Raw genomic sequence first — 15,592 nt, 5'->3', positions numbered from 1 at the left:
ACTAGATCCCTTCTCGGTAAATTTTCGGGATAAACGCGTCCAATAGCTTGCACTGGTCTTTTGTTCGCTTTGGCGCCTCATAGGCTTCCAGACGTTTCTTCACCTCTGCCCCTGCCCTTTCCTTAATGCTGACGCGCCCTTCGTTCTGCCACTGGTTGGGGTCCTCTTTGTTAAATAAAGCTGCCCTGTAAAATTCCTCTCGATACATTTTAGGCGTTTTTCCCTTCAGAAAGGTCCCTCTTGGGCCAACCCGCCTGATGGCATCAAAGCATAATTTTTCCTCGGAGCAGTCAATACCGCTCCGTTCGCGCTCAAGCATGCCGATAATTTCCTCATCCATGATGAACTTTTCAAGGCTCAGCACATTAAAGGTGCCCATTGTTCCCAGCGTATGGTAAATTACATCGGGCCGGATATCCACGGTTGCCTTTAACAGCATCATGCTTTCCGCACCAGCCTGCCCGTCTAAATCCTTGGCGTCCGACAGCGAGCCGCCTGTTCTGAATGGCAGGCCGTAGTAATCTGCCAGAGCGGCGGTTCCGTAGGCAATCAAGGCTGTCTCGGGTGTACCGATTGTCAGCTGAAGTGTCTTCAAATCGGAGGAGCCCGACGTATTGCCATAGACAAAGCCGATTCCGGGCCGTATCAGCTGGATGAGCACCAGCCCGGCCAGTATTTCCGCATTGTTCATTGAAAGAATACCTGCCACCGAGGGCGGCCCGGTCAACACCGGCATTGCGCAGGGTGATAAAATCAAAGGCTGATTTTCATCACAGGCGGCAAAGATTTTTTCGATCGGCGCGCTGTCATAGGTTAAGGGTGACAGCACGTTTAAGCTTCGGTAGCATACGTACCGGTCCCTGATGCCCTCAAATTCCTTGATCAGCTGTATGCCCTTACGCGTCAAATTGTAGACGAGCTCCGGCTCCAGCCCTAATGTCATTTCATTGGCGTTTATATGGCTTTTTCCCGAATATTTTAAATCCATGGCATAGACGCCGAACACCTTTTCTTCCGCCGTGAATTTATGGGTGTCCGGAAACTGGTTCAGCACGGCGGAGTCGATAAACGGGCTCATGACGCCCATTTTAAACTGATTGAGATTGTCCTCGTTTGTCGTCTTGCGGATTTTGTCCCCATCCTGAATATAGATATTGGAGGCCAGCGCAATTTTCATCATACTGCCCCCGCCGATATCCCTATCCTTATAGGAGTTGGAATAAATCGTAAATTTCTGAGGCGCTGTTTTCAGCGCCGCGTCTAGCATTTTTTCATTAATAAAGACCGTATTGCCCTCTACTTTTGCACCGTGTTTTTTAAAGACCTCCAGCGCGCGTGTATTTTCAAAATTGACACCAATCTCCGACAAAATTCTCAATGTGTTTTCATGAATTTTTTTAACTGATTCTTTTGAAATATACTTTTCATAAGCTTTCACGATTAACCTCTTTTCCGTTTTTACACGGCTTCCTCCGCATTCTTTTTATCCGCAATTTTGCCTTCTTTTTGTATCACCGCCAGCTTTGCAATGGTTTCTTTGTTCCGTCTATGGAAAATAATGGAGATAATGCACGCAAATACGGCCCCGGCCGCTGCTGCTATAAAAATAAAGCGGTACGCCAGCTCCGGCGGGTAGGTGTCCAGCCAGCTGCCGATAATAATCGGCATAAAGCTGTCCGGTAAAAAGCCAATGGTAGAGATAATCCCGATCACTGTGCCGGACATGTACATTGGAATATCCGCCTCCGGCAGGGTTGCAAAATAGATTCCTCTGGCAGCCCCCAGGATAATATAGCCCAGCGCGGTGCCAATGAATACCAGGATAACCAGTGAGTCCTGCTGCGGAATAATCGCGATAAAGATATTAATAACCGCCAGCAGTGCGGTGACGATAATCAGCAGCTTTGAAATCCCGGTTTTGTTGCTGACATTCCCCGAGATCAAAGCGCCGATGGGCTGCATATAATCCCTGAACATGCCCAGGATCGCTCCCAGAGTTATGGAAAGGCCAAACATCTGCGTGCCGTATGGCGTCATATAGGGTGTTGTCGTACAGGAAATAAATGCGCCAAAAACGATGAAGGACATCAGCCACACGTTTGGATTTTTGAGGCAGGTTAACAGGATCTTCCCAATGCCGAGGCTTTTATCCCTGTTCGGTTCATCCCTTTCAAAGAAAATCCAAATGAGAATCCCGATCAGGATACAGGCCCCGCCAAAGATAAAAATAACGACCTGCATGCCCGTAACAATATTGGAAAACTGGCTGAAAATAAAAATGGCAATGGTTCCCAGAACAGCCGCCAAAATACTTCTTGTCCCTTCGACATCCCCCTGGGCCTTTCCTTCCTCTCCCGGTCTGGCAAAAATCCGGATCGCCTTAATTAAAGCGGACCAGAAGGTTAAGGTTGTCGTAACGCCCAGGATGGCGAAAAGCACGACCGCGACCCGGTAATCCGGTATCGTACCAAATGCCACGCACAAAAGCCCTGAGGCCACATAGGAAAAGGCCAGCAGTTTTCTCGCCGAAAACTTGTCCGCTACCAGTCCCCCTAAAAAATAGGTGGCGATTGTCATGGTCGTATAGGCGCTTGTCATAATTCCAAGCTCCACATTGGTCACATTAAAGGCCTGAATCAGAGCATCGTAAAAGCTTGCTTTCATATAGGGCACATAATAAATAATGCTGGCACCGCACAGACAGATAAATTGAATTGCTCGTTTAAAATCAAATTTTTTCATTTTTTCCCCCTTGGATCATTATAAAAATACATATTTACCGCGAGCTTACAGCCTCTTTAATGTTTGGTTGCCCTCCTCTCGCATAGATTGGCTTGAAATTAATATTTGCAAATTTTATGCCAAAAATATTTTTTGTTTTTTTACGAAAATTTATATGAAAGCCTTTTTAAATATCTTTTATTCTTTTATAGATAAAATAAATATATCTTTATCATTTTTTATTGTCTTTTTTACATAAAAAATTGCGCGCAATTTTTTGTTTGTTGGATCTTAAAACCTTTACAGGCTAAGTTGTTCTTTTGAAAAACGCAATATTTTTTTGCGCTTTTGCTTTCATTTCGATATTTTTTTGTAAATTAATTGTTTTTATCGAATAAAAAAAGACATCCTTCCTGTAAAAACAAGAAAAATGTCTTTTAAAATCAAAAACGACCTGATCCCTCAGGCCGTTTTTCCCACTATTTTATTTCAATCAATTCATAGGTTCTGGTTCCAAGTCCAATTTTTTCCGCGTGCTCAAGGCATACCCGCCAGTCGGTTTCGGGATGGGTGCAGGTAAAACGGTCGTGGTCCTCGGGATCGTGGACATGATTTTTATGGATCTGGTCAGCCAGATAGCTGCCGGGAATAATGGGCGCCTGATTACAGGCATCGGCGCACGCCATGTCGAGTGCTACCGGATCGTAAGAGGCAAACATGCCAACATCCTGTATGATGGGCAGATCATTTTCGGCGTGACAGTCGCAAAATGGCGAAACATCCATGACCAGGCTGATATGAAAATTCGGCCGGCCCTTTACAACCGCCAGGCTGTATTCGGCCATTTTTTTATTGAGCACATCGAAGCTTTCATCGTTGGGCGTAGTGATGGCATCAAAGGGGCATATCCCGATACAGCGTCCGCAGCCCACACATTTTTCGTGATCAATCACGGCTTTTTCTGGATAAGAGATAGCGTCCATGGCGCAGATATCCTTACAGACCTTACAGTCACGACATTTCTTTTCGATGACATGGGGCTTACCGGCATTGTGCATTTCCATTTTTCCGCGTCTGGAGCCGCAGCCCATCCCAATGTTTTTAAGGGCGCCGCCAAATCCGGTATTTTCGTGCCCTTTAAAATGGCTCAACGTAATAAAAATGTCCGCGTCCATGATGGCCCGTCCGATTTTGGCCTCCTTGATATACGCGCCATTAACCGGTACCTCCACTTCGTCCGTTCCCTTAAGGCCATCGGCGATGATCAGCTGGCATCCTGTTGTAAAGGGATTATAGCCGTTTTCGTATGCTGCGTCGAGATGCTCCAGGGCGTCCTTCCGGCGGCCCACATACAGGGTATTGCAGTCTGTCAAAAAGGGCTTGCCCCCTTCCTCCCTGATCAAATCCACAACGACCTTTGAAAAGTTTGGACGGAGATAGGCAATGTTTCCAGGTTCCCCGAAATGAATTTTAATGGCTGTAAATTTATTTTCAAAATCAATGTCAGTCATCCCTGCCGCCACAATCAGCTTTCTGAGCTTTTGCAGCAGATTCATTTTAGGATTCGCTCTGAAATTTGTAAAATAGACCTTTGCTTTTTCGTTCATATTGATTTAACGCCTCCTTGAATTGTTCCAGATTATTTTACCACAAACCCGTTGTTTTAGATACCTGTTTTCGCCGCCTGTCAAAGCAAATGCTTTTTATTCGTTTCCCTCAAACTGGCTGTTGTAAAGTCTTGTATAAAAGCCGCCCTGGGCCAAAAGCGACGTGTGGGTGCCCTGCTCCACGATCCGCCCCTGGTCCATAACCAGAATGATATCCGCCTCGCGGATGGTGGACAGCCGGTGGGCGACCACAAAGCTGGTTCTGCCCTTCATCATCGCATTAAAGGCGTTTTGGATACGGACCTCGGTCCGCGTGTCAATGCTGCTGGTCGCCTCGTCAAGGATCAGCATCGGAGGCCTGGTGAGCATCACCCTGGCGATACACAAAAGCTGCCGCTGCCCCTGGGAGAGGTTGTCCCCCCCTTCGGTGACCTGCGTATCATAGCCCTTTTCGAGCTGCCTGATAAAGCTGTCCGCATAGGCCTTTCGGGCGGCCTCAAGGATCTCATCATCACTGGCGTCTGGCCGGCCATAGGCGATGTTTTCCCGAATCGTTCCAGAAAACAGCCAGGTATCCTGAAGCACCATGCCGTACTGCCCCCTGAGGCTGCTGCGGGTCACGTCTTTTATCGGGTGCTCATCCACCGCAATGCAGCCCCGGTTTACATCGTAGAAGCGCATGAGCAGGTTGATGATCGTGGTTTTTCCGCAGCCCGTCGGCCCTACCAGCGCAATGCGCTGCCCAGGCTTGGCATTAAGGTTCAAATCCTTAATCAGACGTGTATCCGGCTGGTATGAAAAATCCACATGCGCTGCGCACACCGCACCTTCTGCCGGCGGCAGCGCCGGAAGCGCCGCGTCGCTGGGCTCTGGCGGCTCGTCCAGCAGAGCAAAGACCCTCCTGGCTGAGGCGAAGGCTGTCTGGATTTCTGTCAGCACGCCAGTCACCTCATTAAAGGGCTTGGTATATTGGTTGGCATAGGCCAGAAAGCTTGAGAGCTGCCCCACACTCAGGCCCCCGCGTATAACTGAAAGCGCCCCGGTTATGCCCACAGCAGCATAAACCATGGCGTTGACAAAACGTGTGGAGGGATTGGTCAGCGAAGAATAAAACTGCGCACGGACACCGCAGCGGTACAAACGCTGGTTAATGGCCTCAAACTGCTGTTCGGCAGCTGCCTCATGGCTGAAAGCTGTGACCACCTTCTGATTGCCGACCATTTCTTCCACAAAGCCGCTTAGATCGCCCCGCACAACGGATTGCTCCCTGAATTTGTTATAGGAAAGCCGGGCGATGATCCCTGCCACAAAGATGGATAAAGGCGTGACCAATACCACCACAGCTGTAATGCGCAGATTGATCGACAGCATAAAGCCCAGCGTCCCCAGAATCGTCACTACGCCGGTAAAAAGCTGTGTCAGGCCCTGGAGCAGGCCGTTTGAGATCAGCTCGATATCATTGACAAAACGGCTCATCAGATCGCCGTGCGAATGACTGTCGATGTATTTAAGCGGGACGGTGTTAAATTTTTCAAAGGCATCCTTCCGGATATCCTGGATTGTCTTGTAGGTGATCTGATTGGTGCACAGGCTCATCAGGTATTGAAAAATGACTGTGACACCGATATTGATCCCCAGGATTGTTATATAGCGCATAACCCCCGAAAAATCCACCTGTCCTGGTCCAACGATATAATCGACCCCATGGCCGATTAAAACCGGCATCCACAAAGACAGCGCAATGCTGATCACCGCGCAGACAAGACCGAGAAAAAGAAAGACGCCATAGGGCTTTGCGTAGGCCCACAGTCTTGGAATGACCGGTATTCTGTTTTTTTCTTTCATTGGTTTACCTCCTGGCTGCTCAGCTGTGACAGACAGATTTCATGGTAAATGTCACAGGTCTCGAAAAGCACCTCGTGGGAACCGAAGCCCGCCATTTTTCCCTGGTCCAGCACAATGATCCGGTCCGCGTTTTTTACGGTTGTCACCCGCTGTGACACCATCAGTACGGTCATCTCTCCGGTTTTCTGTCGGAGGGCCTTTCTAAGCGCCGCATCTGTGGCAAAATCAAGGGCACTGGCGCTGTCATCCAAAATCAGAATCTCGGGCTGTCTGACCAGCGCCCGGGCGATGGTCAGGCGCTGCTTCTGTCCCCCGGAGAGGTTCTTGCCGCCCTGGTATATTTCAGAATCCAGACCCTTTGGCATTTTTTTGATAATCTCGGCAGCCTGAGCAATCTCCAGCGCCTGTTCGATTTCTTCATCATTCGCCCGGGGATTTCCCCATTTCATATTTTCACGAATCGTCCCGGTAAAGAGAACCGCCTTTTGAGGCACAATGCTGATTTGAGACCGGAGCTGCCCCAAAGGGTATTCCCGCACATCAAGTCCCGCCACATCAACGCGACCCACAGTCGCGTCATAAAAGCGGGGAATCAGATTGACCAGCGTGGTTTTACCGGCTCCTGTCCCGCCGATAATCCCAATGGTCTCGCCCTTATTGATGGAAAAGCTCAGATTTTTCAGGGCATACTCGTTATTCTGATTATAGGAGAAGGAGACATCCTGAAAGCGGATCGCCTCACCGATATCGGCGGACATCGGATCCGTGAGTGCAGCCCCCGGCGTAACGGAGGGTTTGGTGTCAAAAACGGCGTTGATCCTGGCCGCGCTGGCCGCCGCCTTGGTAAAGATCACCACCAGGTTGGCCGCGACAATCAACGCCAGTAAAATCTGGGTCATATAATTGACAAAGGCGATCACCTCGCCCTGGCTCAGATCGCCGGCGTTGACCCGGACACCGCCGAACCACAGGATAAAAAGAATGGCGATGTTGACAATCGCGTAGGTGAGCGGATTGAGCAGAGAGGAAATGCGCCCGGCCTTCAGCGATGCCTTCATCAGATTTTCATTGGCCCACGCAAAGCGGGCGGTTTCGCTGTCCTGCCGGGAAAAGGCCCGGATGACCCGCACCCCGTCCAGGTTCTCACGGGTAATGAGCGAGATACCGTCAAGTCTAGCCTGTATTTTTTTATAGACCGGCACGGCGCGGCTCATGACAAAATAGATGGTCAGCGCGATGAGCGGCGCCGCCACCAAAAAAATAACCGACAGCTTTAAATCAATGGTCATGGCCATGATGGTCGCGCCGATAATTAGAAAGGGAACCCGCAGCAAAAGCCGGATGGTCATGGCGACCGCTACCTGCAGCTGGTCAATGTCATTGGTAATCCGGGTAATGAGGGATGGCGTGCCAATTTTGTCAAGCTCGGCATAGGAAAGCCGGTTAATGTGCGCAAAAAAATCACGGCGCATCAAAGTACCGGTTCCCTGGGAGGCCCTGGCGGCAAAATACTGGGCGGTCAGGGCAAAGCACAGCCCCAATGCGCCCAGCGCTACCATCAGGCCGCCCATCCGGTAAACATACTGAGTGTCGCCGTTTTTTATTCCCACGTCAATAATACTGGCCATTACCAGCGGGACAATCAGCTCAAAAACCGCTTCGGTCAGCTTGAAAAATGGACCGAGGATCATTTCTTTTTTAAAATGCTTAAGATAACGCGCGAGTTCTAACATTTTTGTTCTCCTGTCTTTACGTCTCATTATGGCTATGATATCATAAAAATAACCATATGAATAATATTTAGTTTGTATAGCTTCTATATAAAAAACAGATAGAAAGGTGCGGCCATGGATCTTAAACAGCTGCTTTATTTTAAAACCGTGGTGGAGGAGGGGACAATCTCCGCCGCCGCTAAAAAACTGAACCTTTCCCAGCCTCCGCTCAGCCAGCAGATCAAACAGCTGGAAACTGAGCTCGGCATTAAGCTGATGGAGCGGGGCGCCCGTAAAATCACGCTGAACGCGGCGGGCAGAGCGCTGTATGAAAAGGCCTGCACCCTGCTCACCCTGGCAGACCAGACCATCCAGGAACTCCATGATATTCACGATGGTCTGGAGGGTACGCTTACCCTTGGCACCATCTCCTCGTCCGGCGCCATCATTTTATCTGAGGCTCTGCCGGCCTTTCATGCGCTGCACCCGCATATCCGCTTTGAGCTCCATGAGGGCACTACCTTCCAGGTCATCGACCTTTTAAACGCCGGCGTTATCGAGCTTGGTATTGTCCGCACGCCCTTCCACTCGGAAGGCTTTGAAACGCATTTTATGGAATCTGAGCCCATGGTCGCTGTGGGTAGTCCGGCCTTTTTTGAGGATATTCACTCTGACACGGTCACGCTTCAGGCCCTGGCCCAAAAACCACTCATCTACTACCGCCGATTTGAAACGCTGATTGAGGGGACCTTTGACGCGGCGGGCCTGACCCCCAGGGCCATCTGCAAAAACGATGACGCCCGGACCTCCCTCATGTGGGCCAATGCAGGCATTGGCGTCGCCATTATCCCCAGCTCTGCCAGCCGGATCATCACCTCGGCCAATACCATCTGCAAAAACATTGAGGCAAAAGCGTTAAAGACCCAGATCGCCTTTATCTGGAAAAAGGGTCATACACTGGGCCGCAGTGCCCGTTACTTTTTAGCCTTTTTTTAATATTGTAGCATTCTTTCGTTTTCACCCTTGACAAACCACCATATCTGGTGTATTATAACCTTAGTTAAATATTGAATGATCCTATGTTCAAGGGAAAAAGGTGAAAATCCTTTGCTGTAATCGCAGCTGTAAGGCAAAATGCCCGTTTCAATCCACTGTCCTGCCGGATGGGAAGGGAAACGGAATGATATTGCCGAGCCAGAAGACCTATATAGGAGTTTATTCTTAATTACCTCCGATTTAGAGGGTTTAAGAGCTATCATGTACCGTGTTAGTATTTTTTATCCTTCTTCGCACCCGGAGAAGGATTTTTTATTTCTCCTCCTTCCCGTACATGGTTGGACTTCAATGAACACAGAAACTACATCTCCAACAATTTAATCATCGCTCAATATTTGACACTTGTTTGGGATTAAAATCTGCCATTTTAAACGCCAAAAGGGGTGGTGTGTAACACCCCTTTCCCCAAACAAACTAAACTGTTCCCAATATTTATTAAAATACAGTGTATTATTTATTAATACCGTCCTCCCTTTTTCTAGCTTTAATGCCTGAAAAGATTAATCAATTTCTCAAAAAAAACAAAAATCCCGCTGCGTTTGTCAGCGGGATTTTTGTTTCTGTTTTTTTATAAGAACCTTTTGCGTTTAAAAGCCGCCATACCGGCCAGCATCACAATAAGTATGCCCGCCGACACAAATGCCGCGGCGTTCGGGTCTGTGATGACGCCGGTGGAGGGGTTTGCCAGACCGTAAGGCCTGGCAGGTGACGAACCGTCCGGATTTTCCGGATGAGCCGAATCCACTTCACCCGGGGTTACTTCCGGAGTCTCTGGCGTGGCATCCGGTTTTTTATCGGGATCTTCTGTGTCCTGACGCTCAATGACCAGGCCATCCTCAGAGTTTTTATCCATTTCCACCATTTCGACTGTATCCTTCTGATAATCATCGACACTTACCATCTCAAGGCCGCTGGCCTCAATCCTGTACTTTTCGCCGCTTTTTCCCTTAACCTTCAGGGTGCCGATATCAATACGGCCGGTCGGCAGCTGTCCATTTCTGGTAACCACCAGCGTGGCTTCTCTGCCATCGTTCTCTGTCCGTAGTTTTACACGGGTATCTTCTGTGTTCAAAGCGCTCCCCGCCTCAATGGCTCCGGTAAAAGCCGCATCTCCGCCAGTTATCTTTAACGCAAGGGAAAAGCCTTTAATGGCTTTATCCCCAAAATTCGTCAGAGAAAGATTCACTTCATTGGCATTTTCTCCCTTTGTGACCAGCAGCTCAGGGCTGTTGTCCGCTGCCATGACCGGCATTGAAAAAAGGATTATCATAAGGGCTGCCAGGCAGCTTAACCCTAATTTTCTCAGTTTTTTATTTTTCTTCATTCCTGCTCTCCTATTTCTCTGGTATCTGTCCATCGGTCAGCCTGATACTCGGCAGGCTGTCGGGTAATGCCACAGCAAAGGTGTCGCTTGTCAGCCGCTGGCCTTCGTTGGTTTCCATATTGTTGACGCGGTACAGCTCAACCCTGACGGTTTTGGGGAGCTTTTTCATATCCAGCTGGTCCTTGTCAATCCAGTAAATCCAGTTACCCTGGCTGATTTCGCCGACATTGCCGTTTCCCGGTATGTTTGCCATAAAGATACTTGCGGCTTTATTATTTTTGCCGACAACGTTGTTGCCGTCCTGATCCTTCAGCAGTATGGCGTTAAAGCCCGGATGACCGCGGTAGCTGCCGGTAAAGATGAGCGAGCCTGCTTTGATGGCGGGCTGAGCCGGATCATAGACGAAATCCGCCTCCAACAGTCCTATGCCACTCTGTTCAAGCTCTACGTTATCTCCCGGCGGTCCGATAATGTCAAATTCTGCCGCGCTTATGCCAGACGCGCCATTTGCGATGATACGCATATATTCTGCGCGGTAGGTAATCAGCTGATTCGCACCTTCCTGGTCTTTTTCGTTAAAGTAAACCTTCGCTTCGCGGTTTTCAGCCGTTAGCACGAAGCTCCCCTTCGCGGCATCCTGCCAGTTGGAGCCATCCTCGCTTACCTGGATGGTGTAGCCTTTAATGGTATTTTCCACAAGGGCTCCGTCCTCGACAGCCGCTGTGTATTTAAACCCGACAACGGGCATATTTTCATGCAGATTAATGGTAATCTGTGCATTGCCGGTGCCTTTTACTCCCTGATAAAGGTTGCTGTAATCATCGTCATAAAGACTGGCCAGGGCCGGATGGTTTAAGCCTGAGCCTGTACAGTCCTCAATGTAAGTATCCCCTTCCGAGGTCATATCTGTATCCATGGTCCATTTTGTTTTGGCAATGCTGCCATCGTGCTGGATTTTGATCGGTTCCAAGGCCAGGGCCTCGGTTTTGTTCAGGTAATTGTCATAGGCGACCACCTCATATCTCAGCACGCGGTTGTTCACGGAGGATACCACATCTGTGTAGGTAGTGTCGGTTGTAAAGCCAACCGCCTCACCGTTTCGGATAATTTCATAGCCTAAAATCGTTTCGGGATTTTTGTTTACGCCTAAATTAAAGGTAACCTGTTTTGGATCCTTTCCATTTTCCACGCTATGGTTCAGCGTGGCTTCGACCTTGGTATTCTTGTCCATTGCCGGCGCTTTTTCAATGCGTTTATGTCTTGCGTTATCGTTCAGATAGTAGATGGCCCGCTCCTCTTTGGGGTATTTGCTCACATAGGCGATGGTTTCATCGTTTGGCGTCAAGCCCCATTTTTCAAAGTAGGCGGTCAAATCCTTCTGCGCTGTATCGCTCGCCATCCGGATTAACAGGTTATCCTTGTCTGTCTTTACCGTGTTTCTCCGGTAATTCTGGTACATGCGGCCATAGAAGCTGTTGGAATCATCGAGATTGTTATAGGTATCGTCGTAAGCCAGATGCAGCTGCCAGAACATGCCAAGCTGTGTGAAGACATTGCTCGCGTAGCCCTTTGTACCGGATGTAACCTTTTGATATATCGCGGGATAGTCCGCACGTGCGGCTTCTTTTTCATCAAAGGTTTTAACCAGCTGAGACAGAATATTATTGGAGGTCTCGCCGTATACCATATCTCCCTCATCGGTCACATGCCCGATTTCATGGGCGATGCCCCAGCCATAAAGCTTTCCGCCGCTCATGGTTCCGTCGGCCTGTTTTGTATGCGGCTCCCCGTGGGTCATGCCGCCGACAGAGCCATACTCAATACCGATATGCTGGCCGGTCGCGTACATAAAAGCACCGGTAAACATGCGGGTATAACGAATGTTAATTCTGGAACCAGGCCATTTGTCCTTTGCGTCTTTCGCGTCTCGGGACAGCCCCTTGGACTGATAAGTGATGTCCATCAGCTGCTCCATGGCCAGGCTGTTCTGATAGAGCTGCTCAATCTGTTCGCTTTCGGAACCGGATAGGGCCTCCAGCACAGCTGTCGCCGGCACGGACAACAGCATCTGGTCTGTCATAATGTCTGTACTATTATAGACACTGGACTTTTTATCCCATTGGTATTTCGAGTCCTCGCCTGCGTACAGCTCCGGTACCCTGGCAACAAAGTCCTTCAGCTCCTTAACATAGGACTGAATCGCGTCTTTTGCTTCATTTTCATCTGTAACACCCGTCAGATTTAAGCAGGGAACCTTTGTGGCGCCCGCTACTCTCACCTTGATGTCCCTACCGGACGGGCTGGCATTGGGATAACGGATATACAGCGCGCCACCGCGTTCGCTGTCTTCCCCGCCGATCTGGTCGAGGGTAATTTCATTCTTGCCCTTCTTCAGGCTAACGGTTTTGCTCCACCCTGTTTTAACATCCGGGTGATACTGGGTATAAACAAGCTGCGGCAGGACATTTCCCTCTGTCCCCACATAGACATTGATGGTGTCTCCCGCTCTGGCCGCCAGACCCAGAGGCTGGAAGTCATTCAGGGCCATTGCAAAGCCCAGGTTTCCATTTTTGGCGTTTGATACGTTCTGGTCCACCAGAACCGTATCGTCAATATTCGTTTCACTCAAAATAGCTTTTGCCAGCGTCAGTTCAGAAAGAATGGAATCCTTATCCGGATGGAACTCACCGCTGACTGGGTCTGGTGTATTGGCGCGCTCAATGAGCTTATCCACATACGCCATGGTCACGCTGTCTTTCAGTTCCACATGCAGATCGTCCATAAACAGGGCGCTGGTCTCATCTGCCAGACTGTCGTACTCATAAAATTTTATTTCCGAAATCCGGCAGCGCGCGTTGGGTGCGCCGGCCCAGTAAAGCGCCGGATTAATCTGAATTTTAGCAGGCTTGATTTTTTCATTCAGACGGATACGGTAATATTCCTTGCCATTCGTGCTTTTCTTGGACTGAACCGCAAAGTCATTGCCAATATTCAGATTATAGACCTGTCCGTTTTCATCCCACCAGCGGATTTTCATATAAGCGTTGTATGTACTCGGTTCGCCCTCGCCGCGCACCAGCACAATATCATTCATCTCATAGGTCTGGTCAAATTCGACGACAGGCGCCTGAAGCGTGCCCGACCAGCCGCCGGCATTCCAGCCACCATAGTTCCAGTATGAGGTGTAATCATTATCCACAATATCAAATTTATCGAAAGCCTTTTCGTAATCACTCTCTTTTAAATAAGGATAGGTGACGTCCTTAATATGGGCAGTCGGCTGATTTACCTCCCCGGCCCGGTTGATCAGTTTATAGTTTGAGGTAACCGGCGGTTCAATGGATTCGGTGGCGCAGGTATATACCGGTGATTTCGCGCCCTCGCCGATGGCGTTATAACCGGTCAGGTAAACCTCATATTCCGACTGGTCCTTAAGATTCTCAATCACGTAGCTGGTGCCGCTTAAATCCCCGGCCTTTGTGTATTCCCCTTGTCCTTTTTCACGGTAATAGACATTGTAGCCCGTAGAATTCTTCTGTTTTTCCCAGTTGACCGTGATTTGGCGGTACCCGCCCTTCAGGGTTATACCCTCTGGTCTTTCAGGCACTGAGGTTGGCATAGGCGTTCCGATAACCGGCGCGCTGAAACCACTTTCCCAGTTTCCACTTTCAGAGCGGTTAACCGACTGGACCGAAATAGTATATGCCACAAAATTGATTAAATCGCTGACAGTCAGAGAGGTTCCGTCCACCGGAGTCAATGTGGTTTCATTTTTACCGGTTTTGGGGTTTATGAAGCTCATCTTCACTTCATAGCCGGTCACATTGGCCTGCGCCTCCCAGCTGACCGTCAGGCTTTCATTGCCAGAAGCCACCCTGACATTTGTGGGTATGCTCGTGACCTGCTCGACAATTTTATCTTTGGTATTATTTAAAAACTCGACCTTTGAAATTTCCACCAGATTGCTGCTCGCCCTGTTGGTCTCTGTCACAAAGATGGTAACCTTTTTGATGGCGACCTGTTTATTCAGGTTAATGACAATGGTCGATGGGGAAGCTTCATCCGTTAAAAAGAGATAATCCACCTTGTCCTGGAGGTCAAAATCATAAAGCGCTTCCGTCCCCTGGTCGTCGATAATTTCAATCCTGCCCTTTTTCGGGGCGTTTTCAAGGCCAAGCTCGCTGGGAGCAATCCGCAGCTCTGTCGCCACAACTGGTTCCTGCATGACAAGTGGAATCTCCAGCGGTTCATCCTCAGAAATCACACCTTCATTTTCTTTGGCAAACTGGACTGAAGCCGCCTGGTCGGAAGCTGTGCTGAAAAGCTGGGCAATATCGCCGCTTTTTACTGTGACAGGGTTTGCTTCGTTTTTTTCAACCACCACATTTCCCGGATCTACAATCGGAGACGTATCGCTGATTTGTACCTTCTCAGGATCATAGGCCGCGCCCATATTTTCCTGCAGGTAGACCAGATCGACAATATCGACACTTCCGTCTCCGTTCAAATCATAATCTTTTTCGGAAGAGCCCAGCTTTCCCAACACAGCATCGTAGTCGGCATCGTCGATGGTACCGTTTTGGTCTACATCTCCGGTTAAAATAGCGCCGCCCATAAATTCGACGCGCTTAGAACTCCCCTGAAGACTTACCTGAGCCTGGGCTGATACCATACCCTTATCCGAAAAGGTTAACGAATAATCACCAACGGGCAGATGATAAAAATTGACATTGGCAAAATAAACCCTCGCGTCCGGATTCTGCGCATCATAAAAAACATTGCTGCTGTCCCCGTTGTCGGCAGCCTTGTCAAAAAGCAATGTCTTATATTGAATATTTCGGCCGCCAAAATCAGTCGAGGTTTTTTCATTCACAATATCTTTCAGCGAAATTTCCTTTGCCGTGCCATCTTCGGATGTCAGCGTCAGGACTGCGGTCTCAAGCAGCTTTGTTCTTGGCTGGGCAAAGTGTATTTCCACCTCTATATTCCCCACAAGCTCTGCAGGCCCGCCAGCGCGGATCGCAGTATCCTCTTCGCTTTCCGCCAGAGGCTCCAAAACTTCAGCATCCGCAGAAAAAGCAGACCCTGCGTCCTCTTCCGGCCCGTCTTCTTCCCGATTTTCTGTCACGATATCATTCTCAGTTATTTCAGCCGGGGCTTCCTGTGTGGCTTCCTCTGCGAGAATGGATACCGGAAAGCTCGCAAACAGCATCACAACTGACATAAAACAAGCTAACCATTTTTTCATGTTCTTTTTCCTTTCATTTTCTAAATAAATGATCTTTCATCAAACACTGTTTTTTTAAATAAAAAATGGCTGCAAAAAG

General features: G+C 49.0%; 8 protein-coding genes and 1 riboswitch. Of the genes, 1 reads left to right on the top strand and 7 read right to left on the bottom strand.

The annotated features are described in order from the left end of the window. Nucleotide 1: 1 nt before the first annotated feature. The 5 genes from I2B62_RS08590 to I2B62_RS08570 all read right to left on the bottom strand — a co-directional run bounded on the left by I2B62_RS08590 (nt 2) and on the right by I2B62_RS08570 (nt 7,906). Nucleotides 2-1,438: a trimethylamine methyltransferase family protein gene (locus I2B62_RS08590; RefSeq protein WP_195268562.1), complete on the bottom strand. Its 1,437-nt coding sequence runs from the start codon at nt 1,436-1,438 to the stop codon at nt 2-4. A 20-nt stretch (nt 1,439-1,458) separates the two neighbouring features. Continuing rightward, nucleotides 1,459-2,742 carry an MFS transporter gene (locus tag I2B62_RS08585; protein ID WP_195268561.1) on the bottom strand — a complete coding sequence of 428 codons (1,284 nt, stop codon included), beginning with the start codon at nt 2,740-2,742 and terminating at the stop codon, nt 1,459-1,461. Between the two features lie 458 nt (nt 2,743-3,200). Then, nucleotides 3,201-4,328, bottom strand: a complete 1,128-nt coding sequence (locus I2B62_RS08580; RefSeq protein ID WP_195268560.1) for a DUF362 domain-containing protein — start codon at nt 4,326-4,328, stop codon at nt 3,201-3,203. Nucleotides 4,329-4,424: 96 nt separating this feature from the next. Next, nucleotides 4,425-6,173, bottom strand: coding sequence for an ABC transporter ATP-binding protein (locus I2B62_RS08575; RefSeq protein WP_195268559.1), 1,749 nt, complete (start codon nt 6,171-6,173; stop codon nt 4,425-4,427). Further along, nucleotides 6,170-7,906, bottom strand: a complete 1,737-nt coding sequence (locus I2B62_RS08570; RefSeq protein WP_195268558.1) for an ABC transporter ATP-binding protein — start codon at nt 7,904-7,906, stop codon at nt 6,170-6,172. The genes I2B62_RS08575 and I2B62_RS08570 overlap by 4 nt, the downstream gene beginning before the upstream one ends. A gap of 114 nt (nt 7,907-8,020) precedes the next feature. Between I2B62_RS08570 and I2B62_RS08565 the strand changes: the two genes are divergently transcribed. Further along, complete coding sequence (locus I2B62_RS08565; RefSeq protein WP_195268557.1) at nt 8,021-8,881, top strand: LysR family transcriptional regulator; 861 nt, start codon at nt 8,021-8,023, stop codon at nt 8,879-8,881. A 51-nt stretch (nt 8,882-8,932) separates the two neighbouring features. Then, nucleotides 8,933-9,111: riboswitch (cobalamin riboswitch) on the top strand. Nucleotides 9,112-9,509: 398 nt separating this feature from the next. Here I2B62_RS08565 and I2B62_RS08560 read toward each other — a convergent pair. Next, the gene (locus I2B62_RS08560) at nt 9,510-10,265 is read right to left on the bottom strand and encodes a hypothetical protein (RefSeq protein WP_195268556.1); all 756 of its coding nucleotides are present in this window, start codon (nt 10,263-10,265) and stop codon (nt 9,510-9,512) included. A gap of 10 nt (nt 10,266-10,275) precedes the next feature. Then, nucleotides 10,276-15,513 carry a M60 family metallopeptidase gene (locus I2B62_RS08555; protein WP_195268555.1) on the bottom strand — a complete coding sequence of 1,746 codons (5,238 nt, stop codon included), beginning with the start codon at nt 15,511-15,513 and terminating at the stop codon, nt 10,276-10,278. Nucleotides 15,514-15,592: the final 79 nt, after the last annotated feature.

It is taken from the genome of Eubacterium sp. 1001713B170207_170306_E7, from assembly GCF_015547515.1.
GTDB lineage: Bacteria > Bacillota > Clostridia > Eubacteriales > Eubacteriaceae > Eubacterium.
The sequence above is the reverse complement of the archived record's forward strand: the minus strand, read 5'-3'. Positions and strand labels throughout refer to the sequence as shown.

What these genes read in the sequence shown, in the direction of transcription:
- I2B62_RS08585 (WP_195268561.1), bottom strand. Translation starts at nt 2,742, where the DNA reads ATGAAAAAATTTGATTTTAAACGAGCAATTCAATTTATCTGTCTGTGC.
- I2B62_RS08580 (WP_195268560.1), bottom strand. Translation starts at nt 4,328, where the DNA reads ATGAACGAAAAAGCAAAGGTCTATTTTACAAATTTCAGAGCGAATCCT.
- I2B62_RS08575 (WP_195268559.1), bottom strand. Translation starts at nt 6,173, where the DNA reads ATGAAAGAAAAAAACAGAATACCGGTCATTCCAAGACTGTGGGCCTAC.
- I2B62_RS08570 (WP_195268558.1), bottom strand. Translation starts at nt 7,906, where the DNA reads ATGTTAGAACTCGCGCGTTATCTTAAGCATTTTAAAAAAGAAATGATC.
- I2B62_RS08565 (WP_195268557.1), top strand. Translation starts at nt 8,021, where the DNA reads ATGGATCTTAAACAGCTGCTTTATTTTAAAACCGTGGTGGAGGAGGGG.
- I2B62_RS08560 (WP_195268556.1), bottom strand. Translation starts at nt 10,265, where the DNA reads ATGAAGAAAAATAAAAAACTGAGAAAATTAGGGTTAAGCTGCCTGGCA.
- I2B62_RS08555 (WP_195268555.1), bottom strand. Translation starts at nt 15,513, where the DNA reads ATGAAAAAATGGTTAGCTTGTTTTATGTCAGTTGTGATGCTGTTTGCG.